This is a genomic window from Bacillus tianshenii, assembly GCA_020524525.2.
GTDB lineage: Bacteria > Bacillota > Bacilli > Bacillales > Bacillaceae_N > Bacillus_AV.
Genome location: CP129018.1, coordinates 2,739,709 through 2,763,775, shown reverse-complemented (window position 1 = coordinate 2,763,775; position 24,067 = coordinate 2,739,709). Strand labels below are relative to the sequence as shown.

The 24,067-nt window shown below is 39.2% G+C and carries 21 protein-coding genes and 1 pseudogene; 11 read left to right on the top strand and 11 right to left on the bottom strand.

All coding sequences use genetic code 11. The features are described from left to right. Window positions 1-133: 133 nt before the first annotated feature. The gene (locus tag LC040_13995) at window positions 134-1,687 is read right to left on the bottom strand and encodes a long-chain-fatty-acid--CoA ligase (protein WLR50367.1); all 1,554 of its coding nucleotides are present in this window, start codon (window positions 1,685-1,687) and stop codon (window positions 134-136) included. Window positions 1,688-1,928: 241 nt separating this feature from the next. After that, window positions 1,929-3,281 (bottom strand): sigma 54-interacting transcriptional regulator, encoded by a 1,353-nt coding sequence (locus tag LC040_13990; protein WLR53300.1) that lies wholly within the window; start codon window positions 3,279-3,281, stop codon window positions 1,929-1,931. Window positions 3,282-3,506: 225 nt separating this feature from the next. Here LC040_13990 and mtnK point away from each other — a divergent pair, with 225 nt between their 5' ends. From mtnK to LC040_13975, 3 genes and pseudogenes are all read left to right on the top strand, one after another. Further along, window positions 3,507-4,721 carry an S-methyl-5-thioribose kinase gene (mtnK, locus tag LC040_13985; GenBank protein WLR50366.1) on the top strand — a complete coding sequence of 405 codons (1,215 nt, stop codon included), beginning with the start codon at window positions 3,507-3,509 and terminating at the stop codon, window positions 4,719-4,721. A 15-nt stretch (window positions 4,722-4,736) separates the two neighbouring features. Further along, window positions 4,737-5,779, top strand: a pseudogene (gene mtnA, locus LC040_13980) (S-methyl-5-thioribose-1-phosphate isomerase). An 18-nt stretch (window positions 5,780-5,797) separates the two neighbouring features. Then, a complete protein-coding gene (locus tag LC040_13975) occupies window positions 5,798-6,439 on the top strand; it encodes an L-fuculose-phosphate aldolase (protein ID WLR50365.1) in 642 nt (213 codons plus the stop codon). Between the two features lie 61 nt (window positions 6,440-6,500). Here the strand turns inward: LC040_13975 and LC040_13970 are convergent, their stop codons facing one another. From LC040_13970 to LC040_13950, 5 genes are all read right to left on the bottom strand, one after another. Continuing rightward, window positions 6,501-9,671 carry an efflux RND transporter permease subunit gene (locus tag LC040_13970; protein ID WLR50364.1) on the bottom strand — a complete coding sequence of 1,057 codons (3,171 nt, stop codon included), beginning with the start codon at window positions 9,669-9,671 and terminating at the stop codon, window positions 6,501-6,503. Window positions 9,672-9,809: 138 nt separating this feature from the next. Next, window positions 9,810-10,742 carry a cysteine synthase A gene (gene cysK / locus LC040_13965; protein WLR50363.1) on the bottom strand — a complete coding sequence of 311 codons (933 nt, stop codon included), beginning with the start codon at window positions 10,740-10,742 and terminating at the stop codon, window positions 9,810-9,812. 134 nt (window positions 10,743-10,876) lie between these two features. After that, window positions 10,877-11,053 (bottom strand): YjzC family protein, encoded by a 177-nt coding sequence (locus LC040_13960; protein WLR50362.1) that lies wholly within the window; start codon window positions 11,051-11,053, stop codon window positions 10,877-10,879. Between the two features lie 46 nt (window positions 11,054-11,099). After that, window positions 11,100-11,513, bottom strand: coding sequence for a CBS domain-containing protein (locus LC040_13955; protein WLR50361.1), 414 nt, complete (start codon window positions 11,511-11,513; stop codon window positions 11,100-11,102). A gap of 110 nt (window positions 11,514-11,623) precedes the next feature. Continuing rightward, window positions 11,624-12,163 (bottom strand): hypothetical protein, encoded by a 540-nt coding sequence (locus LC040_13950; protein WLR50360.1) that lies wholly within the window; start codon window positions 12,161-12,163, stop codon window positions 11,624-11,626. A gap of 165 nt (window positions 12,164-12,328) precedes the next feature. On the opposite strand from LC040_13950, the gene dat reads away from it, so the two are divergent. From dat to LC040_13910, 8 genes are all read left to right on the top strand, one after another. After that, a complete protein-coding gene (dat, locus tag LC040_13945; protein WLR50359.1) occupies window positions 12,329-13,165 on the top strand; it encodes a D-amino-acid transaminase in 837 nt (278 codons plus the stop codon). Window positions 13,166-13,422: 257 nt separating this feature from the next. Further along, on the top strand, window positions 13,423-13,857 hold the full coding sequence (locus LC040_13940; protein WLR50358.1) for a cytochrome c: 435 nt from the start codon (window positions 13,423-13,425) through the stop codon (window positions 13,855-13,857). Between the two features lie 15 nt (window positions 13,858-13,872). Next, window positions 13,873-15,741 carry a Sec-dependent nitrous-oxide reductase gene (gene nosZ / locus LC040_13935; protein ID WLR50357.1) on the top strand — a complete coding sequence of 623 codons (1,869 nt, stop codon included), beginning with the start codon at window positions 13,873-13,875 and terminating at the stop codon, window positions 15,739-15,741. A 61-nt stretch (window positions 15,742-15,802) separates the two neighbouring features. Beyond that, a complete protein-coding gene (locus LC040_13930; protein ID WLR50356.1) occupies window positions 15,803-16,366 on the top strand; it encodes a hypothetical protein in 564 nt (187 codons plus the stop codon). After that, window positions 16,363-17,673, top strand: coding sequence for a nitrous oxide reductase family maturation protein NosD (nosD, locus tag LC040_13925; GenBank protein WLR50355.1), 1,311 nt, complete (start codon window positions 16,363-16,365; stop codon window positions 17,671-17,673). The genes LC040_13930 and nosD overlap by 4 nt, the downstream gene beginning before the upstream one ends. Further along, on the top strand, window positions 17,670-18,467 hold the full coding sequence (locus LC040_13920) for a copper ABC transporter permease (GenBank protein WLR50354.1): 798 nt from the start codon (window positions 17,670-17,672) through the stop codon (window positions 18,465-18,467). Before nosD ends, LC040_13920 begins: the two co-directional genes overlap by 4 nt. Next, window positions 18,464-19,129 (top strand): ABC transporter ATP-binding protein, encoded by a 666-nt coding sequence (locus tag LC040_13915; GenBank protein ID WLR50353.1) that lies wholly within the window; start codon window positions 18,464-18,466, stop codon window positions 19,127-19,129. The genes LC040_13920 and LC040_13915 overlap by 4 nt, the downstream gene beginning before the upstream one ends. A gap of 1 nt (window position 19,130) precedes the next feature. Continuing rightward, window positions 19,131-20,027, top strand: a complete 897-nt coding sequence (locus LC040_13910) for a FixH family protein (protein ID WLR50352.1) — start codon at window positions 19,131-19,133, stop codon at window positions 20,025-20,027. A gap of 41 nt (window positions 20,028-20,068) precedes the next feature. On the opposite strand, the gene LC040_13905 is transcribed toward LC040_13910, so the two are convergent. The 4 genes from LC040_13905 to LC040_13890 form a co-directional block, all read right to left on the bottom strand. Further along, a complete protein-coding gene (locus LC040_13905) occupies window positions 20,069-20,560 on the bottom strand; it encodes a TRAP transporter large permease subunit (protein ID WLR50351.1) in 492 nt (163 codons plus the stop codon). 17 nt (window positions 20,561-20,577) lie between these two features. Next, a complete protein-coding gene (locus LC040_13900; GenBank protein WLR50350.1) occupies window positions 20,578-22,011 on the bottom strand; it encodes a TRAP transporter fused permease subunit in 1,434 nt (477 codons plus the stop codon). A gap of 74 nt (window positions 22,012-22,085) precedes the next feature. Continuing rightward, window positions 22,086-23,102 carry a TAXI family TRAP transporter solute-binding subunit gene (locus LC040_13895; GenBank protein ID WLR50349.1) on the bottom strand — a complete coding sequence of 339 codons (1,017 nt, stop codon included), beginning with the start codon at window positions 23,100-23,102 and terminating at the stop codon, window positions 22,086-22,088. Window positions 23,103-23,130: 28 nt separating this feature from the next. Then, complete coding sequence (locus LC040_13890) at window positions 23,131-23,826, bottom strand: FadR/GntR family transcriptional regulator (protein ID WLR50348.1); 696 nt, start codon at window positions 23,824-23,826, stop codon at window positions 23,131-23,133. Window positions 23,827-24,067: the final 241 nt, after the last annotated feature.

The window sequence follows — 24,067 nt, the reverse complement described above, 5'->3', positions numbered from 1 at the left end:
TTTAAATGCAAAAACACCCCATAGTGATGCTGCGACGATAATACCTGGCCAGAAAATAAATAACATAAACGTTAATAACGGTGATAATCCAAACATGTCTATCCCTCCAATAAATAATGAAAATTCAGATAACTCAAGTGGCAATAGATTGATAACGCTCTCTTAATTTAAATTTCTGAACTTTGCCAGATGGTGTTCGAGGAAGTTCATCGACAAAAATGATTTTTCTTGGATGCTTATATTTAGCTATTTTTCCTTGACAATAATGAATGACTTCTTCTTCTGGGAGAGAAACATTAGGTTGTTTTACGATAATGGCACAAACGGTTTCAATGTATTTTGGATGAGGGACTCCTATAATAGAAACTTCTTTGATCTTTTCATGACGGTAAAGCAAGTCTTCAATTTCAGCTGCATAGACATTTTCGCCGCCGCTTCGAATCATATCTTTTTTTCGACCAGCGATCGTTAAGAAGCCATCTTCATCAATTTGGCCGAGATCACCTGTATGACACCAACCATTCACAAAGGTTTCTGCTGTTGCTTCAGGTTTGTTCCAATACTCTGTTGAAACAGATGGACTTTTGATTGCAATTTCGCCAATTTCACCTGCTTCTATAGACTCGTGATTGTCATTCACAATTCTTATTTCTGTAAGTGGCATTGCTTTGCCGACTGTGTGACTCTTTGTACGGTTATCTTCTGGTGAAAGAGAGGCTGCGATTGGTGTTCCTTCTGTAAGGCCATAGACTTGTACAAGACCGATATGTGGGAACTTGGCATTTAATTGTTCAATTGCCCAAGGCATAATTGGGTCACCGCCAGTATAAATGCGTTTAAGTGAATTAAGTTGATAGGTAGTTGAAGAGTTCAGCATCTCATAAATCATAAATGGAAATAAGAAACAATCAGTAATGTTGCATTCATCGATTACTTGAAGAATTCGGCTAATATCAAAGCCACCGCTTTTTGTAATATGGACAGTTCCGCCACTTAATAGGGTAGGGAGTGCAATATCCTCCATTGCCCCTACATGGTAAAGAGGGCCTGTCGTCATTGCAATCTCATTACCTGTATAGTTCCACTGCATTGCTTGCATTGAAGAAAACCAAAATGTATTGCCATGTGTCCAAAGAGCACCTTTAGGCAAGCCGGTGGTACCAGAGGTATACATAAGCATAACAGGGTCTTCAAGCTTGATTTCTCCAGGGTCAATTTCCTTTGTACTGCCAGCGTCTAATATTGCTTGCGCTTCTGCCCAATTTGGATAATGATGTTGTTGTTTTGAGAAGCAAATGAAATGTTCGACAGAGGTTTTGTTACGGATCGAGCTAATTGTTTCATTTAGCTCAGAGTGAAAACAAAGTACTTTGGCACCAGAATCATTAATGACATATTCAAGCTCAGGCGCCGTTAACCTAAAATTAAGTCGAACAGCAATTGCTCCAATTTTTGCGATTGCAAAATACAATGCGAAATATTCGAGACAATTGTAGAGAAGAACGCCAACACGGTCTCCTTTCGTTACGCCCATTTCAACTAAAGCATTTCCATAAGCATTTGAACGAAGATGAAGCTCTTCATATGTCCAGCTTTGCTCATTTTCCATTTGTACTGCAGTTTTACCTGGATTAAGTGTGTTCAGTTTTTCGGTCACGCGTCGTGTGAAATAACCGACATCAAACAATTCAAATCCCCCTTATCTTTAGTTTGTAAGCGCATACAAAAACTTTGCTTATACGATTTATTAATGCAAGTATGATGCCAAGTTTATAAGGCGATGATTACAATAAATAAGAGGGATAAAATATTTGTTTATTCCGAATATTAGGAATGTGAGTATAGTAATTTCCAAGCATTACTTGAGTGAGTAGATGGTTTAAAGAAGATTCCGGGTTTGTGAACGCTAATTCCAGAAATGTGGAATTTTAAGTAATATTATATTTTTTTAGTTTGTCATAAAGGGATGTTTTGCTAATACCTAATGATTTAGCAGCTTTAAGCTTATCGTTATGACATTTTCTTAGTGCTTGTCGAATGAAATGTTCTTCTGTCGCTGCAACTGCTTCCCTCAAGCCTTTATTTTCAAGCTTTTCGAACTTTAAATACTCAGGTAAGCTTTCAAGTGTGATCATGTTGTGATGATCGCTTAAATGAGCAGCAGCTTGGATCGTATTTTCTAACTCACGGCAATTTCCAGGCCATGAATAATGATGAAATAGATCTAGTACAGCTGGAGCGATTGTATCGATTCGACGGTTTATCTTTGATGAAACCTTCTGTAGGAAATGCTCGCAAAGCGGTACAATATCTTCTGGTCGGTGGCGAAGAGGAAGAATTGTTAATTGCAGGCCGTTTAGTCGATAGAATAAATCCTTCCGAAATTTACTTTCTTGTACCATCTCTTCAAGCGGACGGTTAGAAGCAGCAATGATTCGGACATTTACTGGTTTTGCACGTACCGCTCCAATTGGCTCGACTTCCTTTTCTTGCAGAACGCGTAATAGCTTTACTTGCATATGTGGAGCCATTTCTCCAATTTCATCGAGAAAAATCGTTCCTCCATCTGCGAGTTGGAACTTTCCGATCTTTCCACCTTTTTTTGCACCGGTAAAGGACCCATCTTCATAACCAAATAGTTCAGATTCAAGTAAATGTTCTGGAATTGAGCCACAGTTTATTTTGACAAAAGGTTGATGACTACGTTCACTAAGCTGGTGAATACTATGTGCGACCAGTTCTTTTCCTGTTCCGCTTTCACCACGAATCAAAATCGATAAGTCACTTGAAGCTACTCTTTTGATTGTCTGCTTTAACTTTTTAAGATGCTTTGATTGACCGACAATATCTGATAGTGAGTAACGGACCCCATTATTGTGACTCCATTCATCTCTAAGAAAGTTCAGTTCAGGCAGTAAGCTCTTAATATGGCTGTTCATTTCCTTCCATTCTCGAAGATCTCTAAAGATAATTGTACCGATTGCGCCGACCACATGATTATTTTGATAGATTGGAATACGATTTGCGATGACATAGTTACCGCGCAAGTATTGTAAGTCAGCAGTCTCCATTTCTTGTGTTTGAACGATAATATGCATACGTGTATTTTCAATCACTTCAGTTACATGCTTGTCTATCACATCTTTCTGCGAAACTTTAAGGAAGCTACAATAGTTTTCAGACATATATTGAATAAAGCCTTGGTTATCCACAATAACCACACCATCATACGCTTTCTCGAAAAAGCCTTCTAGCCAATCATTTATTGAAATGTTTTTCATTTGAGGCATTCGGGTGCTCCTTTCTATTTTGAGCTATAACAATACTTTCTCAATTTTCGTCAAATTCCTGCAAGACTTATGCACTATTGGTGTCCTATGGAAAAAGGAAGCTTGAATGAAAAAATACCATTAAGTATAATGACGATTAAATACATTAGCAAATTTTTGTATCTCTTTGAAAGCGTTATCCTGAACTGATTAAAAGAATGAGGGAGAGTGGCAGCAGTGTCAAAATTTGATACGTATTTCTTAATGAAAGAAGAAGATGTCATTACTTATTTAAAAGAAAAAACATCCCTTTTTACATTAGATAGTGAATGTAGTTGTGAAGAAATTGGTGATGGTAATTTAAATTATGTGTTTCGTGTCGTTGAGGAGAAAACGTCCAAATCAGTGATCGTCAAACAAGCTGGAGAAACGGCGCGCATTTCTGATGAATTCAAGCTTTCAACAAACCGGATTCGGATCGAATCAAGTGCACTTGAGTTACAAGGAAAGTTTGCACCAGGATTAGTGCCGGAAGTGTTTGTTTATGATAATGTGATGAACTGTTGTGTAATGGAAGATTTGTCTGACCATGAAATCTTGCGCACTGCCCTCATTCACCACAAAACCTTCCCTCAGCTTGCCGAGGATATTACAACCTTTATGGTTCAATCATTATTATTAACAACAGACGTTGTCATGGAGCATAAAGAAAAGAAAGATAGTGTTGGCCGTTATTTAAACCCTGAGCTATGCGAAGTTACCGAGGACCTTGTTTATACTGAACCTTATAATGATTGCAATAATCGAAATGCTGTTTTTCCTCCGAATTTAGAATGGGTAAGGCGTGAAATATACGAAGAGCAAGCGCTGCGTCTTGAGGTGGCAAAGTTGAAGTTTGACTTTATGACAAAAGCACAAGCGTTATTGCATGGTGATTTGCATACAGGTTCGATTTTTGTGAAGAAAGATTCTACGAAAGTCATTGATCCTGAATTCGCCTTCTACGGACCGATTGGCTATGATGTTGGAAATGTCGTAGCAAACCTTATATTTGCTTGGGCCAACGCAAAAGTGACTGTAGCTGACAGAGCGTTTACTAAATGGGTCGAAGAGACGATTGTCGATGTTATTAACCTCTTCAAACAAAAGTTTCATAAGACTTGGGAAGATAACGTACAAGACATAATGGCAAAGGAAAAAGGATTCAAGGAATGGTATCTTGAGAGTGTTCTAGAGGACACAGCTGCGGTTGTAGGACTAGAATTAATTCGCCGAATTGTCGGACTGGCCCAAGTGAAGGATATTACCTCAATCGAAGACGAGTCATCCCGGGTTCGAGCAGAGCGGATGTGTCTTTCTGCTGCAAAACAATTTATAATGAAGCGTACTGAGTTTACAACTGGGGAAGATTTTTTACAAGCGGTGAAAGAGTTTGAGCAAGTTAGTATTTAAAAAGGAGATAAAATGATGACAGAACAGCTTATACCAATTGAGTGGCGTAGCGGAGAGCTTGTTTTATTAGACCAAACGCTATTACCGAATGAAATTGTTTATGAGGCATTTCATACAGTTGAAGGCGTATGGGATGCGATAAAGGAGATGAAAGTGCGTGGTGCCCCTGCAATTGGTGTGTCTGCAGCATATGGATTATATCTTGGAGTAAAAGATGTAGAAGAAAGCTCCTTTGATGCCTTTTATCAAATATTAAAAGAGAAGTCTCAATATCTAGCTACCTCCCGGCCTACCGCAGTGAACTTGTTTTGGGCGTTAGAGCGAATGGAAACGGCCGCACAAGACAATAAGGGGATGCCTATCCCTGAATTAAAAGAGAGGCTATTAGCAGAAGCGGTTCAAATTCATGAGGAAGATGAACAGATTAACCGATCAATTGGCGAGAATCTTTTAACCTTATTAGAGAACGGAATGGGGCTTCTGACACATTGTAATGCAGGGGCATTAGCAACGACAAAATACGGAACACAGCAACGGCCCCAATGTATTTGGCAAAGGAAAAAGGCTGGGATTTCAAAGTATATTCAGATGAAACGAGACCGAGGCTGCAAGGCTCCACGTTAACTGCACTCGAATTGCAGCGGGCTGGAATTGATGTCACAGTTATTACAGACAGCATGGCTGCTGTAGTAATGTCACAAGGGAAAATTGATGCAGTAATTGTTGGCTGTGACCGTGTGGCTGCAAACGGTGATGCAGCTAATAAAATTGGAACTCTTGGTGTGTCGATTTTAGCAAGGCATTATGGGATTCCGTTTTATGTTGCGGCGCCGACACCAACGATTGACTTAAAAACACCAACAGGCAAGGAAATTCCGATTGAAGAACGGGAGATAACAGAAGTCATTAATCGCTTTGGTGTATACTCTGCTCCAAAAGACATTCAAGTTTATAATCCTGCATTTGATGTAACACCACATGAAAATATTACGGCAATTGTGACAGAAAAGGGAATTGTCTATCCACCATTTGCGGAGAATTTGCAGAAGTTGTTTTAGAAGAAGGGAGAGAGAGGCGTGCTGTTAGAGCAGGAAAGACGGGATATTGTTGCCTATTCCCGCAAGATGCTTGAATCAGGTCTTACAAAGGGAACGGGCGGAAACATAAGTATTTACAATAAAGAGAAGAATATGATGGCGATAAGTCCGAGTGGAATCGATTATTTCGAGATGACGCCAGAAGATGTTGTCGTGACAGACTTGAAGGGAAATATCGTTGACGGGAACCGAAAGCCTTCAAGTGAATTAGATATGCACATGATCTTTTATCAGAAGCGTGATGATTTGCAGGCGATTGTCCACACGCATTCAACCTTTGCAAAGACCATTGCTTCACTGCGTTGGGAGCTACCCGCAGTATCTTATTTAGTTGCTTATGCAGGGAAAAATGTTCGTTGTGCTGAATATGCTTCTTTCGGCACGCCGGAGCTCGCCAATAACGCATATGATGCAATGATAGAGCGAAGGGCAGTACTCCTTGCAAATCACGGTTTATTAGCAGGTGCGCATGATATTGAAAATGCTTTTAATATAGCCGAAGAAATTGAGTTTTGTGCGGAGATCTATTATCGTGCTAAAACAATCGGAGAGCCTGTCATTTTGCCTGACGATGAAATGGAACGGATGCTTGAAAAGTTTAAAACATATGGACAGAAGTAAAGAAAGCGAAAAGCCTTTCGACTGTGGGCTTTTCGCTTTTTTGTCTGTATTTTACTTAGTGCTATTTGTTCGATTTCTTAACTGTTTCGAGAAGGCTTTCGAGCAGTTTAATGACTTCCTCATTGTTTGAGTTTTCTTTTTGCTCTTGAAGCAAGCGGGCCGGGATTTTGAGACTTCTACTTGGAGCACGATGCTTACGGGTGTCACGGTCTACATAGCTATACAGTACAGGAATGACGAATAAAGTTAGAAATGTACTGCTGACTAATCCTCCAATAACGGTTATCCCCATTGGCTGCTGGATCTCTGTTCCTTCCCCTAAGCCGAGGGCAATCGGTAATAACCCAAGCATGGTTGTAATCGCGGTCATCAGAATGGGCCTTGTTCTCACTTTTACAGACTCAACAATCGCATCATATGAACGGTAGCCATGTTCTTTCAATTGGTTAATGTAATCGACAAGGACAATCGCATTGTTAACGACAATTCCTGCAAGAACGACAAGTCCAATCAGCGCTGTAGCACTTATTGGTGTCTGTGTGGCTGTTAACCCGAGAGATACACCAATGAAAACGAGCGGAACTGTAAATAAAATAACAAACGGGTATTTAAATGATTCAAATTGAGCTGCCATTACTAAGTAAACAAACACAACTGCCAGTACAAACGCCATTCCAAGCTGCTTAATCGTGTCCCCTAATAGCTCAAAGTCTCCGGTGTAATTGACTTCGACTTCTTCACTTAAATCCAATGATTCGATTTCTGTTTGAACGGCTTGCTTAAATTCTCCTAATGTCGTTTCATTTGAAAATTTAACTGTAAACTCAACCGCGTGTTCTTGATTTCTTCGGTTAATGGTTACTGGCGAGTCCCCTGTTTCAATAATCGCAACATCATCGAGAGGAATATATGAACCAGCGGGCGTTTTTAATAAAAGGTTTGCAAGTGACTGCTTACTTTCTTTTACTTCAGGTCCATAGCTCACATCTACATCAATGACATCATTATTTTCTGTTGTAATCTTAGTTGCTTTCGTTCCGCGCATGGCACTGCTGACAGCTTCAGCGATTTGTCCGGGTGCTAACCCATTGCTTCTAGCAGCTTCTGTGTCTATTTTTACTTGAAGCTCATCTTTTGTTTCCGCTAAGTTATTTGTTAATTCAGTGACATCTTTGAAGTCGGTCAATGTCTTATTAATGGTTTGCACGGCATTTGTTAAGCGCTTTTCATTGTTATCTCGCACATTGAATGTTAGTGTATTCGGTTTTGTTCCTGCCGTGCTTTGTTGGTTAAAGGAAATTTGTTTGGCATTTGTAACAGCTCTTTCAATATCATCTTTCACAGCTGCAACAAACTCACTTGTTGTTTGCTCACGTTCATTTGCGTCAATTAATGAAACGAAAATTTGTGCCATGCTTGCATTCGTTGGGCTGGCTGGACCTTGGTCCTGTGTGCTTCCAACAAGGCTGAAATAATCCTTTACTATTTTCTCGTCACTTAGTACGTTTTCAATGCTTTTAACAGTTTGATCGGTTTCAGTAAGCGCTGAGCCATTTTCCATTTCAACATTAATGGAGAAGAAGCCTTGATCAGATTGTGGCAAAAACTCTGTACCAGTCTGTGTAATCCCTAAAATACCGAGTGCTAAAAATAATCCCGTAAGAAGGAGCACACTTATGCGGTGGGCAAGTGCCCATTTAATACTCTTTTCCAGAGAACGAAGCACACGGGAATTCAGACGCTTTTCTTCAACATTTTCAGGAGTCGGCTTCAAAATACGGCTGGCCATCATTGGAACAACGGTAAGAGCAACGAACAGTGAAGCAAGCAGGCTGAAAGCAATTGTGAAAGAAAACTCTTTGAAAAGGTCGCCGATAATCCCAGTAATAAAGACAACAGGAAGAAATACGGCTACAGTCGTAAGGGTGGAAGCGATAATTGGGACCCCGACTTCTTTTGTGCCTTCTGATGCAGCTTTCTTTGCGTGCTTTCCCATATTTAAGTGGCGATAAATGTTTTCGATAACAACAATCGAGTTATCAACAAGCATTCCAATCCCAAGGGCCAAACCGCCAAGGGTCATAATATTTAATGTAAAGCCTGCAAAATAAATTAATACAAATGTAACGATGACAGAAAAAGGAATGGAAACACCAATAATGAACGGCGTCTTGAAATTTCGCAGGAAGAAGAATAACACTATCATTGCGAACGTTCCACCGAGCACGAGAGCACTTCCCATGCTCTTAATCGCTTTCTGTACATATTCTCCTTGATCAAAAAGAATAGCGGCATCGAGCTGAGTATATTCTTCTTTCTCTAAGAGGTTGTTAAGCTTTCGGTTGAACTGTTTAGAAACGGTTGCTGTGTTTGAATCAGATTGTTGAAACACACTCATAAGCAGGGCAGGCTGTTGATTATTTCTTGTAATGGTTTCTTGGCTAGAAGGAGCGATCTTAATCGTACCAAGCTCATTAAGAAGTAAGTTACTTCCATCACTTTTCTTTGAGACGACAAGGTTTTTGATTTCTTCAACAGAACTCAGTTGCCTAATAATACGGGTCGTTAGTTGCTTTCCGCCTGTTATGATCGTTGAGCCGGGAACGGAGACATTATTTGCTTGAAGAAGGTCAACGACATCTTTTTGAGTTATTCCATATTCTTTAAGCTTGCTTTGCTTAAGCTGGACTTTGACTTCATCTACTTGCAAGCCTTGATAGTCAGCACTAGCGACACCGTCCACTTGTGAGAGCTGTTGTTGGAGCTTCTTTGCCTTTTGTTCAAACGTCTTGTTTCCATCAGTTGTACTGATTGCTAGTTGAACAATAGGAATCTGGGATGGATCGAACTTTAAGAACCTAAGGTTAACAGCTTCATCAGGAAGGTTAGCTTCGTTCATTGCATTTTCGATATCATCTTGGACTTCCTCAATATTTGTTTTATTCGTGAACTCTAATAGGATTAAGCTTGAGCCTTCTTGTGAAGTTGATGTCATATTTTTTAAGCCAGACAATGTAGCTAAGCTTTCTTCGAGAGGTTTCGTAACTTCCTCAACAACTTCCTTTGGCCCAGCTCCTGGATATGTAACGACAACAGCTCCAGCCGGAGGATTTATATTTGGAATTAATTTTAATGGGGTGCCAATGACAGAGACGATTCCTAATATAATAAAAAGCAGCATCGTAACAATTGTGAAAACAGGGCGCTTTATCGAAAAATCACTAAGTTTCATCGTTCGTTCCACTCCTCGGCAAGCGATTCGTTATTACTTTTTGTTATTTTCATGAAAAAATGCGTACTCGAGAGAGAAGAAAGAAAGACGAAACAAAAAAAGCGGGAAAACGAAAGTGATTCGCTTACCCGCTACATCTTATTCAAAATCAAATAAATCGCCGGAAAGATAACGTTCACCTGTATCTGGCGCAATAACGACAACAATTTCATCAGGGCTTTTTCGTTTTGCAACTTCTAATGCTGCATAGCAAGCTGCCCCTGCAGAAGTTCCGACTAAGATACCTTCCTCTTGAGCAAGGCGTCGTGTAATATCATATGCCTGCTCATCTCTGATTCGAAAAATTTCATCATATACATCTGTGTTTAAGATATCAGGAATGAAGCCTGGACTTGTGCCGACAAGCTTGTGCTTTCCTGGCTTTCCACCTGACAAAACAGGTGAGCCGTCTGGTTCAACAACATGAACAGTTAAGTCTTGATAATGCTTCTTCAGCTCTTCACCTGTACCTGTAATGGTTCCGCCAGTTCCAGCAGTAGACACAAATGCTGCAAGAGGCTTGTTAAGTTCATTCATTGCTTCAATAATTTCAGTTGCTGTTGTATTACGATGGGCATCAGGATTTGCGCTATTTTCAAATTGCATTGGGACAAAGCTGTTAGGGATTTCTTTTGCAAGCTCTTTTGCTTTTTTAATTGATCCTGGCATTTTTTCAGACCCAGGTGTTAGAACTACTTTTGCTCCGTATGCTTTAAGAAGGTTAATGCGTTCCTGTGTCATGGTATCAGGCATAACGAGAATAGCCTGATAGCCACGGGCAGCGGCGTTCATCGCTAAACCGATGCCAGTATTTCCGCTCGTTGGCTCAATGATTGTAGACCCTTCCTTTAATAAGCCTGCTTTTTCAGCTTCAACCATCATATTATATGCAGCACGGTCTTTTACGCTGCCACTCGGGTTAAACATTTCAAGCTTCATATAAACATCTGCACCTTCTGGAGAAGTGATGCGATTTAACTTTACTAGTGGAGTATGACCGATTAATTCAGCCATATTATTTACAACACGCATGCTGTCACACATCCTTTTGAATTTAAGTTTATCTTTAGTTTAACATATCGGACTAGTCAGGATAATAGGTTATGTAAATGAAATCATAAAAGCTCATAGAGGAAGCTTCCTCTATGAGCTCGGTTATAATCATATTATGCTTTTACCCAATATGATGCTTTGTGTGTTGAAGGGGAAGGAGGAAATTGTTCTCCTTCTTCAACCTTGATTGTTTCTGTATTTTCGCCTTCAGAATCTTCGTGAACATGACCATCAAATTTGAATTCACCACTTTCAGGAGATTTTTCCCCTGTCTTAAAACGACTTGCCATTTGTCATTCTCCTTTCTGTTAAAAGGATCTTCACTCATACTCAAAGTTATTTTTTAATTTCGCTAAGAGCATTACCTGCTGATTGATCTGCATGCTTTGATGTTGCCATATCACCAATAGAAGCAATGCCCTTTAATTCTCCGTTTTCAACGACTGGTAAACGTTGAATTTGATGTTCTTGCATTAAACGTGATGCTTCTTCAACTTCCATATTAGGAAAGCCTGTAATCACTTTCTCAGTCATAATGCTTGCTGCATGAATTTCATTTTGAGAGTTTTCTTTTGCTAATCCTTTAACGACAAGGTCTCGGTCAGTAAGGGTACCTTTTAATTCATTTTTTTCAATGATAGGAAGAAAACCAACGTCATGAGTTTTCATCTTTGCGGCTAACGTATATAAATCATCCTTTGGCTCAGCATGTGCACAATCTTTCGTCATGATGTCTTGAAGTACAGCCATTATTGTGGTCCTCCTTCATGATGATTTGGTAATCCATTTCCAAGAAACGTCCTTGTCTAAACGTAAAATTGAAAATAAAATCTTTTTAATAGCTGATTAATGCTTTTTTACTATGAGCTTGATTCATTCGAAAGCTTGTCTTTAAAGCTTTCAAGCATATCTTGTGTTTCCGCAATAAGGGAGTCGATCTTTTCAACATCAGGAGTGTCTTTTTTGGCTTCTTCAATTAATGGATAAAGACTTTCTTCGATTTTTTTGTATTGATCTGGATATTGTTCTTCTACTTGTTTTTCAATACCGTCCCAGTTTGCTTCTAATGCTTTTCCTTTTTCATTAATTGGTGCCACATCTTTCTTCGAGCCTTGTGCTGCTTCTCTTAGTGCTTTAACGGATGCCATTACGCTGTCAATGTCTTCTTTTAATGCGGCGTCATCTGTTCCTTCCATTTCATTTCCTGAAGCTTCATCTTCGCTCGCTGGTTCTTCCATATTTTCATCTTGAGCAGGTTCTTCCGCATTTTCAGCCGGTTGTTCTGTTTGTGTTTCTTCTTCATTCGTAGTTACATCAGTTTCAGTGTCGTTACCACCACAGCCTGCTAGAATAATTCCCGTGGAGAGGAAGGTTGCCAGTATTAACGGTTTCTTTTTCATGAAAAGTACCTCCTTTGGAGAATGTTTACTCCTCTCATTCCCTGAAGTTGGATTCTTATAAACGAGGGCAAAAGTCTCTTTATGGAAAAAGGACGTTGGGCATGCCGCAATATCTAATCCATGGTACATTTAAGTAGAAACTTATACATTGGGAGGGAAACAAAAGTGAGCGTTGGGTTTGTTAATGGGAAATTTATTGATATAGATGAAAAAGTGTTACCAATTGATGAACGTGGTCATCAGTTTGGTGATGGTGTCTATGAAGTTATTCGTGTTTATCATGGAAGGATGTTTGCTGCAAAGCAACATTTAGAGCGGCTTGAAAGAAGTACGAAAGCGATAAAAATCGCCCTACCTTATCCAATAGAAGAGATTAAGGAAATTATTGAAGAAGGAATCGAAAGATCAGGTTATTTAGATGCAGAGGTCTACCTGCAGGTAACAAGAGGGATTGTACAGCGTCAACATTTGTTTCCAGATGTTGCACCATCACTCACAATGACAGTCCGTCCTGCACGTCAAATCCCTCAGGAAAAGAGAGATAATGGTGTTTCAGCCATTTTATTAGAGGATGAACGGTGGGCAAATTGTTATATTAAATCGTTGAACTTACTTCCTAATATTTTGGCAAAACAAACAGCATTTGAGCAGGAAGCAATGGAAGCTATTCTTCACAGAGATGGAATCATAACAGAAGGCTCAAGCAGTAACATCTTTATTGTTGTAGAGGGGAAATTGATAACGCCACCGTTAAGTCGTCACATCTTAGCTGGGATTACGAGAGAGGTTGTTTTGGAGCTTGCTAAGAAGTTAGAAATTCCAGTGGTTGAAAAGCAAATATCACTTGAGGAATTCAAAGAGAGTGACGAAATCTTTTTTACAAGTACGTCAGCGGAAGTTATGCCAGTCATTGAACTGGATGGAAAAGCAGTCGGTGATGGTAAGCCGGGAAAAACCACCGTGCAGTTACAGAAAGCTTATCGCCAATTATATATGAAATAGATGAAAAGCAAGCGGTTAAACCCGCTTGCTTTTTTGTATAGTAGCTATTTTTAGATAGGAATGATTTTTATATTGGAAAACCTTATTGTGTTTATGAATACTTTGTGAAGCGAAATAATGATTATTTTAATTCTTACTTTCAGTGTGATGTTTATCACTCTATTAGATGTTTTTCTCTATTAAGATAAGAACTGTAAAGTACTTACATCATCTAGGGATTTAATTTTCAACAATATCTTTAGAAGGGAGATATGGTAGTGAACAAAAACATCATTATTTTTGTGATTTGTGCAGTCATTGGATTTGGTGGGGGTTACTTGTTCTTCAAGTTTAGCTCGCCTGTTCAACAAGCTGGCAGTGATTCAGCTGTAGAAGACAAAGTGGCTGAAGAGCAGCCTGAAGAACAAGCAAGTGAAGCCGAGCAACCAACTGCTCAAGTAGATAATATTTTGGCGGAAAAAGGGTGTCTTTCATGCCATGCCGTTTCAAGTCTTGATCTTGAAGGCGGAGCCACAGGACCTGACCTTTCAACTGCTTACGGTAATGTAGAAGGGAAACACGGAAAGCCAATCGATGAATTTTTGAAAGAACCAACATCTGCTGTTATGTCCAGCGTAATCTCAGGCAATCCACTTTCTGATGAAGAAATTGATAAGATTGTAGAAGTTTTAAAAGAGGCATCTGAAAAATAATCGGAGGTGCTGAAAATGAAGAAAATCATTTCAGCTGTATCAGGAATAGCTGCTGGTGTAGTGTTATCAACCGTTTTATTTGGTAATTTCTCTCCAGCAACTACAACTAGTCAAGCAAATGCTAAAAATACAAATGCAGAAAAGGTATATGTGCCATTTGGCGAAAAAGATGAATATTACTTATTTGCGTCAGGTGGTCACTCAGGTCAAATGTTCATTTATGGCGTGCCTTCTATGCGTCACATTCGTACAGTGCCTGTCTTTTCACCAGATTCAGCAACAGGGTATGGATTTGATAAACATACGAAAGAATTAATGGGTGATTATACGTGGGGAGACCTTCATCATCCAGCCTTTTCTGAAACAAATGGGGATTATGATGGAAAATGGATGTTTGCTACAGATGTAGGAAACAGCCGCGCAGCTGCGATGGATCTGAAGACTTTTACAGTTAAAGATATTATCGATGTACCAAATACAAGCGGCCCACACTGTGCAATGTTCGTTACTGAAAATACAGAGTACATGTTCTTGCCAACACGTTTTGCTGTTCCGATTGCTAGTGAATATGCTCCGTTAGATGAGTATGGCGAAACATACAAAGGAATTATGTCAGCAGTAAAATTTGACGAGCAAAAAGAAAAGCTGAATGTTGAATGGCAAGTTGCTTTACCACCTTGGTCTTATGACTTATCTGATGCTGGTAAAGGAGTATCAAAAGATTGGGCTGTTATTACAACCTATAATACAGAAGAAGCAACAACGAACTTAGAAATTAACGCATCTCAAGCAGACCGTGACTATATCGTCCTTTTCAACTGGAAAGAGCTTGAGAAGATGGTTCAAGACGGACAATATGATGAAGTAACAGGACAAAAAATGATTTTCCCTGAAAAGCATAAAGGCGGTATCTATCTTGTTCCTGTAGCAAAATCTCCACACGGAGTAGATGTAACACCTGATGGTGAGCGATTCATTGCTTCAGGTAAATTAGCACCAGCGATGACAGTATTCTCTTTTGAAAAAGCATTCGAAGCAATTGAGCAACAAGATTTTGCTGGCGAAAAAGATGGTATTCCAGTCTTGAATTATGATTCTGTTGTAGAGCGTGAAGTAGACCCTGAAAATGCATTAGGACCACTTCATACACAATTTGATGACAAAGGTATGGCATATACAACGATGTTCATCTCATCTGAAATCGTGAAATGGGATCCGTCTACAGGTGAAACGCTAGATCGTGTACCTGTTCAATATTCACCAGGTCACTCAGTAGCTGCTGAAGGTGACACTGTTGACCCAGATGGTAAATATCTCGTCGCTCTTAATAAGATTGCAAAAGATAGTTATTTATCAGTAGGTCCATCTCATCCAGAATCTATGCAATTGATTGATCTTTCTGGCGAAAAGATGGAAGTTATTCAGTCAGCGCCAGTTAACCCTGAGCCACACTATGCGCAAATCATTAAAGCAGACAAACTTGACCCATTGAAAATTTATCCGAAAGAAGAGAAGCGTGAGAACTCAGTATGGAAGCAAGAAGATACACGGATTGAACGTAAAGGTAATGAAGTTCATGTATATGGAATTGCAATGCGTTCTAAGTTTATCTTCGATGCAAAAGCAAAACGCCCAGATGTGATTGAAGTAAATGAAGGCGATAAAGTATACATCCACCTTACAAACATTGATTTGGATCAAGATATTACACACGGTTTTGCGATTAACCGTTATGACTTGAATATGGAAGTACAGCCTGGACAAACAAATACAATTGAATTCACAGCTGACAAAGCTGGTACATTCCCATTGTATTGCACAAACTTCTGCTCAGCACTTCATCAAGAGATGACAGGTTACTTCCTTGTTAAACCGAAAAATTAACAACAATAAAGGGGTATCCATTACGATGCCCCTTTAAATCCATTAAAGGAAGTGAGAGGAAATGGCTGGCAAACTATCAAGTGTTTCTCGTCTATTCGTCGCAATTGCTGGATGTTTAATTGCCATGTCTCTATTTTTTCCGTGGTGGGGAATGAATTTCACTGCTCCTCAATATCCAGAAGGCTTGGATATTATCGTTTATCCAAACAAGATGGAAGGAGAAATTGAGATTATTAATGGCTTGAACCATTACATTGGAATGAAGCCATTTAGTGAGGAAAGCTTTCCAGAGCTTCAATATTTACCTTTCATTATCGGTATAATGGCGGCATTAGCATTTGCAACAGCGGCCATTGGTCGAAAAGGTCTTCTATATGCTTTAATTGTCCTATTTGCGATTGGCGGTATTTTAGGTATCTATGATATCCATCGTTGGTTAACAGACTTTGGAACAAATCTTGCTCCTAACGCGCCGATTACAATCGAACCGTTTGTACCACCAGTTTTTGGGGAGAACACATTAGCGAACTTTGTAACAAATAGTTATTTCACATATGGTTCTTATTTAATCGGAATTGCTTTTATCTTATTAGTTTTGCCGCTGTGGAAGGAACGAAAGAAATGAATCGGTTGTTTATCTTGTTAGGGCTAGTAGTCGTTTTCACCCTGACTCCGAACCATATGTATGCAAAAGAAACATCTTTACAAACGCTAATCAATCGTACACCTAAAAACAAAACCTTGCAGTTAGAGGCTCGAGTGTATGAAGGAAATATCGTAATCACAAAGTCTATCACATTACGTGGCGTTGAAGGCACTGTTATAAAAGGTGATGGAACACATAATGTCATTACTGTCAAAGCTCAGAACGTCGTTTTAGAAAATTTCACAGTGACACATAGTGGGCAAGACCGCAACTCTAAGGAAGAATATGCTGGCATTAAGGTAATGGATAATCACAATACTGTGCGTGATATTACGATTACAGATTCCTTTCACGGTGTCTATTTAAGTCAAGCGCATCAGAACGAAGTTAGTGGTGTTGATGTTACAGGCCTTCATAAAGGAGAAGTTGCAGGTCAAGGAAACGGTCTTCACCTTTATTATTCAAACCAAAATCTCTTGAAAAATAATACGATAAAAGAGACACGAGATGGGATGTTCTTTGATTACTCTGATAGTAATGAAATAATTGGAAATGACATTCAGCATACACGCTATGGGCTACACTATATGTACTCAAATGAAAATGTATTTACAGACAATCGCTTCAGCTTCAATATTGGCGGGGCAGCGATTATGCAGTCTAAGGGGAATATCCTGAAAAATAATGAATTTGCACTAAATCAAGGTACGCGTTCATTTGGACTGTTGTTACAAGCTGCAAATGAAAACCGTGTTGAAAGCAATAAGTTCTATCAAAATCAAAGAGGAATCTATATCGACCAATCTCAAAGCAATGATATAAGAAAGAATGACGTGTTTCAAAATCAAATCGGCATTGAATTATGGGCCAGTTCCCAGAACCAAACATTTACAGAGAATCATTTCTCGGGTAACACGGCTTCTGTATTAGTTTTAGGAGGTAAGGCAGCAAACAAATGGTCGGAAAATGGACGGGGAAATGATTGGGGTACAGAGGTCTCGTTGCTAGATCTTGACCACGATGAAATCGGTGACTATTCAGTTAAAGGTCAATCCTCCTTATATAAGTTAGTTGAAGAGAATGAATTAGCGTATTTGTTTTTAGAAAGTCCAGCCATTCATTTGTATGAAAAGATGAACGAATGGACGAACAAGCAAGAAGTGATGTTTGAGGACCGGCATCCAATCATGTCCTCCGAGCGGTCAATGACGGCTTTCGTAGTCATACTGCTAGGAATTTTCACAGGAGGAGGATTTCTATTAAGTAGAAGGAGATATCGATCATGATGTATATATGGAAAGAATGGAAAGAACAATCGAGAGGGAAAGGTCTATGGCTTGCATTAGGAATTGTCCTTCTGCTATCTCTATTTATCTTCTTAGAAACGCGTACATTGCCCCTTGAGAATAGTTTTCAAGTTTTACTTCTTTCCTTGTACGAAATGAATGTGTATATCATTCCATTACTGTGTTTGTTCTTAGCATCATTTTCAGTGCTTCAAGAGAAAGAATTAAAAACATTAATGATTATTACAACAAAAAAAGAAAATTATCGTAGTTTTCTAATCAAGAAAGGTTTCGCAATCCATAGCGTCATCGCAGGAACGATTATAGGGATGTATGTCCTCCTTGCTGTTCCTATGAAAGTATTTTACTTATTTACCCTTCCGCACTTCTTTAGTTTCATCGGTACAATGCTTGTGTTTATCGTAATTTTTAATCAAATTGGGTTATTACTTGGAACGGTTTGTCAAACAAAGATGCAATTAGTCGGTGCCAATATTTTTACATGGTTTCTGTTTGTTTTCCTTATTGATCTTATTTTTCTTTATTATTTACCAGCCGTATCTTATGAAAATATTATGAGTTTCTCCATCTTATTTTTTCTTGATCCGTTACACACATTACCATTTCATTTACAATCGTCGCTTGGTGTTCTATCTCTTGAACATATGTCCAGGCTAATGGAGAAATTAGTGTGGATGTCACCTAGCAAGTTTTTATTCGTTGATTTATTCGTATGGACAGTTATTCCTTTTGAATTAGCGGTATTTGTTGGAGCGAGGAGGGGACAAAGATGATTCAGGTGAAAAACCTTTCTCAATCATATCGAAAGAAAAAAGTACTTGAAAATGTGAATTTTACAATTGGAAAAAATGAATTATGTGCATTAGTCGGTCGGAACGGAGCCGGGAAGTCGACTTTGATTCATTCGATGCTAGGCATACTCCCAGTGAAGAATGGAAGTGTTCATTTAAATGGCATCTCTCTTCACAAAAAAGATTGGAAGAAACATGTAGCCTATTTACCAGAAAAATTTCAGCTATACACGCATTTAACAGGGTTAGAAAACATGAAATTCTTTGCTTCACTTGAACGTTCAAAAATTGAAGAAACGAAAATAGAACAAGCTCTTCGTTCAGTTGGTTTGTGGGAAGAGCGAGAACAGATGATTAGTGAGTATTCGAAAGGAATGCTTCAACGCTTAGGGCTTGCAGTAATGCTCTATTATGACAGCGAAATCCTCATTCTAGACGAACCTACAAGTGGGTTGGACCCAATAGGACGAATAGAAGTTTTAAATATATTAAAGTCTCTTGAAAATAAAACAATCTTGCTTTCATCTCACCATTTAGATGAGATTCAAAAGGTTTGTACACATGTAGCGTATTTAGAAAATGGAATGATAACGAAATATACAACTGAAGAATTTACAACTCGAATGACAAATGGAGGAAATTAATATGAAAAAGTTATTCATGCTTCTTTCATTAATGATAATTGTAGCTGGGTGTAACAGTGCACCGAATTGGAGTGCAAAAATAGAACAAGCTCCTTACTTTAAAGATGGAGAAGCTTCGCAACTTGTTGTATCGGTTAAGGAAGAGGGCAATGAAGTGAAGGGTCTTGAAGTTGAAGCTGTTCTGGAAATGACAAAAATGGATCATGATGATTTAAAAGTCCAATTAAAAGAACAAGACGCAGGTATTTATATAGGTGAAATTGTTTTACCGATGGCAGGAGAATGGGAAGCAATCGTAACGATGAAAGATGGCGAACAAGAAACAGAAACGGTACTAACATTTGAGGCAGAAAAAGCAAACGGCGTCGCGCTTGTAAATGACCAAGAGATAACGAAAGAGGATCTTGATTTCTACCGGGTCATTAATGAAATTCAAATTGCAATGTATGAAGAAGCTGATCGCAAACAATACAGTGGTGCAGAGCTAGATGAAGCATTACGATATTGGGAACAGCAGCGAGAGGTATTAGACAATCGTAATACATTATTATCACAGATCATTCGTTTACAAGCTGCAAAGTTACTTGGAGAAGAGAAAGGATATACAGCAGAACCGAAGGAAATAGAAGCGGCAGTGAAAGAAGTAAAACAACAATATGCTAAGAGTGAAGTAGCTCAACAGTTGATTCAAGAGTACGGGGAAGAAAAGTTTTGGAACAAAGAACATCAACAATACGAAGCCATTCTTATTACAAGAAAGGTACAAGAGGATGTTGTGAATAAAGTGAAGGAAGAAAACCCTCAATCGCAACAAAATGAAGTAAACATGTTAGCACAGAAAGAATACGAGGAATTACTTGTTTCTCAGGTTGGTACATTAAACATCAAAGTATTCTAGCAAAAAAAGCAAGCGGTCAAGTCCGCTTGCTTTTACTCTATTTAATAGGCATTAATTTCATTTCCTGCTCGTGCCTTGTGCTTGTTAGCTCGAATAATATGCGTGATTGTCAGTAGTGTAAATAAACCAATTCCAATGAGGTCTGTTAACCAACCTGGGACAATTAATAGGAAGGCCGCAATACCGTAGGCAATACGCTCGTAGACTAACAATTTAATATTTAAGAAGTTTGAAAGCATTACTGCAAGCGCATAGACACCGATAATGGCTGTTCCGATTGCAAGAAATGTTTTCCATAGTACGTCTGCATTCGGACCTTGGTGAAGTAAAATCGGGTTGTAAACGAATATGAATGGGATGATAAACCCAGCTAATGTGAGCTTCAATCCTGTCCACCCTGTCTTCATCGGATCTGAACCGGCAACCCCAGCAGCCGTGAACGAGGCTAGTGCAACAGGTGGTGTTACATTCGACATCGCACCGAAGAAGAAGACAAAGAAGTGTGCGGCAACTGGATTAATCCCCATCTCCACAAGGGCAGGCGCAGCTGTTACGGCAACGATAATATAGAGTGCCGTTGATGGTAACCCCCAAGGCTTAAGACAATAGAAGTCACCATAATTAGAATCAACGTAACAGGCAGCATGCCGCCAGAAATTTGCGTAATGTTATAAGCAAGTGTAGAGCCGACACTTGTCATCGCAACAACACCGACAATAATACCACAGGCAGTTGCAATACCGACTTGAACAGCTGCTTTGGCACCTAATTCAAGTGCTTGGAATAACTCTTTAATACCAATGCGTGTTTTCTTATTGAACCAGCTTGCAACAATTGTACTGATAATACCTATAAACCCTGCGTAGAGAGGTGTTTTTCCTGTCATTAGCGCCCAAACTACGATAATAATTGGTAGAAGGAGAGCACCGCGTGCTTTTAAGACAGAGAAAACACGAGGAATCATCTCTTTAGACAATCCTTTAAGACCTAACCGCTTTGCTTCAATATCTACCATAATTAAAATTGAAATATAATAAAGCAGAGCAGGTACAATTCCGGCAATCAAAATAGTCGAATACGGAACACCGAGGAAACCGACCATGATAAATGCCGCAGCCCCCATAATTGGCGGCATAATCATTCCACCTGTCGAAGCAGCAGCCTCGACAGCACCTGCAAAGCGAGGTTTATAGCCGATACTTTTCATTAATGGAATGGTAAAAGAGCCTGTGGTTGCTACATTCGCAACAGCACTACCATTTAACATCCCCATCATCCCACTTGAAACAACGGCAACTTTTGCAGGGCCGCCACGATATCGTCCAGCAATAGCTGTAGATAAGTCATTAAATAATTGAGCAGCACCGCTTTTTTGCAAAAAAGCCCCGAATAAGATAAATAAGAAAATATATGTTGATGAAATGGCAATTGTCATCCCGAGTAAGCCTTCTGTTGTCATATACATTCGGAATAATAATCGCTCTACTGAAAATCCAGCGTGTGCAAACATACCAGGGAAGTATGGACCATATAATGCATAAATAATTGCAAAAATTGAAAGCAAAGGCACAAATAAACCAATTGTTCGTCTGGCGGCTTCAAGTGTAAGCACAATCGCAAGCACTGCAAATACGTAATCTTGCAAAATTGCCTGTGAATTTCTTACACCATGAATATCTTGGTAGAAGAAAACAATATACAAACCGCCTGCAATGCCTAAGATAGCTAACAGGATATCAAATATTGAAAATCGATCTTTCGCAGATTTAGATGTGGCCGGAAACATGAGAAACCCTAGCACAAATAAGAAAGTTAAATGGATGGCATTTCGATAGATTTCTTGCATCGTACCAATACTATTCATGTAAATTTGCACTAGTGAGAAAGCAATCGCAATGATACTGATAATCTTCCCTCGTGTCCCAGTAACCTCGCGAGCTCCGCCTGCTTCACGGTCAACAACTTTTTTCTTTTGCTTCGCCATAGGTTCTTCCTCCTTCAAGGGAGTTTCTTTAAAAAATGAATAGACAGCATGAACACTGTCTATTCATCTGAGAATTATTCTTCTTTTTCTTCAGGTGGAATAAGGTTTTCAGGAATTTCTAATCCTTCTTCTTTATAATATTTATACGCACCTGGGTGTAGAGGAGCAGGCAGACCTTTTAAAGCTGACTCTAGCTTAATATTTTTTGCACTGTTATGAACGGGATACATTTCTTCTTCTAAGTTCTCAAATAATGTTTTTGTTAATTTATAGACGAGGTCTTTGCTCATTTCACTGCTTGTCCCAAGGAAGTTTGGCTGAGCAATTGTGTTAATGACTTCTGTTTGACCAGTGTATGTTTCAGCAGGAATCTCATAGCGATACCACGTGTTGAATTGTTTGTTAATTGATTTCAACTGTTCGTCTGTAATATCAAGAACAGTTACATCTGCTCCGCTTGCATAGAGGTCTGTAACAGCTGTTACTGGAACACCTGCTGGAGTAGATGCCCCTTCAATTCTTCCGTCTTTTAGCGCTGAGGCTGCATCACTATAACCTAAATGGTCTTGGTTAATATCATCAAATGAAAGACCGATACCTTCCATAATGACTTTTGTAGATTTTTCCGTTCCACTTGCTTGTGGACCTGTTGAAAAATTTAACCCTTCAATATCTTCAATGGTGCCTGTATTAACGACATCATTTTGAACTACGAAGTGTTCTACGTTTGGCCAAAGCATTGAGACTGAACGAAGCCCTTCGTATTTTTTACCTTCAAATGAACCTTTACCAGTCCAGGCTTGGGCACCGATTAGACCTTGAAGAATAGCAAATTGTGCTTCTTCATTACGTAAGAGATCAATATTTTCAACTGAACCTGCGGACGTTTGGGCAGACGCTTTAATTCCTTCTTCCCCTAGTTTTTTCGACCAAAGGTTTGCCATACCAGTTCCAATTGGATAATAGGTACCGCCAGTTGAAGCAGTAGCAACGTTTACAAATTCTTTTCCTCCGCTGCCTTCACCGCCCCCACAACCGGCCATTGCAAATAGTAAAATAAAAGCGATGATAGATAAGCTAAATTTTTTCATGCTCATTCCTCCTGTGTTTGATGGATACTTATAAATGTTTTTCTCTAACACCTTTTAGATGATCGAGCATAGCTTGACGGGCTTCTTCAGCATTTCCTTGACTAATAGCATGATAGATTCGTTTATGTTCAAATAGCACTTTTGTAGTTCTGCCCGGTGTATTCAATGAATGTGTTCGGTATTGTGCTAAATGTTCAAGTAAAATATCTGAAATTAAGTACATCACCTTCGTAACTAATGTGTTTTTTGCTGCCCGACTAACAGCCATATGAAATTCATAATCTTCAACTGCGGCTACTTTTTGGTTGGCCACAGCTTGTTCTAGTTTTTCGTAGGCTTGAAGAATCTCTTCTTTATCAGACTCATCGCTCCTTATGGCAGCATAATAGGCTGACTCTCCTTCAATTGCTTGCCGTAGCTCCATTAATTCTGCAATATCAATCCCTTCTTGATTCAAAATGCTGTTCATTTGATGAACAATATCTTGAGAAGAACGATTACGAAGAAATACGCCAATGCCTGGTTTTATCTCAACAATACCAGCTGATTCAAGTACACTTATCGCTTCCTTAACAGACGTTCTGGAAACTGCTAATTGTTCGGATAAATTCCGCTCAGATGGTAGTTGGTCACCAGGATGAAAGTGATTGGCTTCAATGGCAGCTTTAATTTGAGCAATGATCTCCTGATAGACTCGCTTCTTCTTAATTGGCATTAAGTTCATGTATCAGCCTCCATCACTAAGCAACTGTTTAGGTGGTTGGTCCAGTTACTCGAGGATAAAGGGAATGAAGCTGCTTGGTCAATGATATTTCAGAAAATTAATAATAATGAACTAATTGTGAATTTTGAAAGGGATTGGAGTCAAAACCATATTATTCAAGAGGTTAACGCCTCTAATTTGTTAATATATGATTTTGATTTAGGTCTTTCGTTTGAGGGGCAAAGAAAGGCTTGCACATTTG

Bases quoted from the DNA above. Each gene is read 5' to 3' on its own strand.
- LC040_13990 (WLR53300.1), bottom strand. From the start codon at position 3,281: ATGAAAAACATTTCAATAAATGATTGGCTAGAAGGCTTTTTCGAGAAA.
- LC040_13970 (WLR50364.1), bottom strand. From the start codon at position 9,671: ATGAAACTTAGTGATTTTTCGATAAAGCGCCCTGTTTTCACAATTGTT.
- cysK (WLR50363.1), bottom strand. From the start codon at position 10,742: ATGCGTGTTGTAAATAATATGGCTGAATTAATCGGTCATACTCCACTA.
- LC040_13960 (WLR50362.1), bottom strand. From the start codon at position 11,053: ATGGCAAGTCGTTTTAAGACAGGGGAAAAATCTCCTGAAAGTGGTGAA.
- LC040_13955 (WLR50361.1), bottom strand. From the start codon at position 11,513: ATGGCTGTACTTCAAGACATCATGACGAAAGATTGTGCACATGCTGAG.
- LC040_13950 (WLR50360.1), bottom strand. From the start codon at position 12,163: ATGAAAAAGAAACCGTTAATACTGGCAACCTTCCTCTCCACGGGAATT.
- nosZ (WLR50357.1), top strand. From the start codon at position 13,873: ATGAAGAAAATCATTTCAGCTGTATCAGGAATAGCTGCTGGTGTAGTG.
- LC040_13930 (WLR50356.1), top strand. From the start codon at position 15,803: ATGGCTGGCAAACTATCAAGTGTTTCTCGTCTATTCGTCGCAATTGCT.
- nosD (WLR50355.1), top strand. From the start codon at position 16,363: ATGAATCGGTTGTTTATCTTGTTAGGGCTAGTAGTCGTTTTCACCCTG.
- LC040_13920 (WLR50354.1), top strand. From the start codon at position 17,670: ATGATGTATATATGGAAAGAATGGAAAGAACAATCGAGAGGGAAAGGT.
- LC040_13915 (WLR50353.1), top strand. From the start codon at position 18,464: ATGATTCAGGTGAAAAACCTTTCTCAATCATATCGAAAGAAAAAAGTA.
- LC040_13910 (WLR50352.1), top strand. From the start codon at position 19,131: ATGAAAAAGTTATTCATGCTTCTTTCATTAATGATAATTGTAGCTGGG.
- LC040_13900 (WLR50350.1), bottom strand. From the start codon at position 22,011: ATGGCGAAGCAAAAGAAAAAAGTTGTTGACCGTGAAGCAGGCGGAGCT.
- LC040_13895 (WLR50349.1), bottom strand. From the start codon at position 23,102: ATGAAAAAATTTAGCTTATCTATCATCGCTTTTATTTTACTATTTGCA.
- LC040_13890 (WLR50348.1), bottom strand. From the start codon at position 23,826: ATGAACTTAATGCCAATTAAGAAGAAGCGAGTCTATCAGGAGATCATT.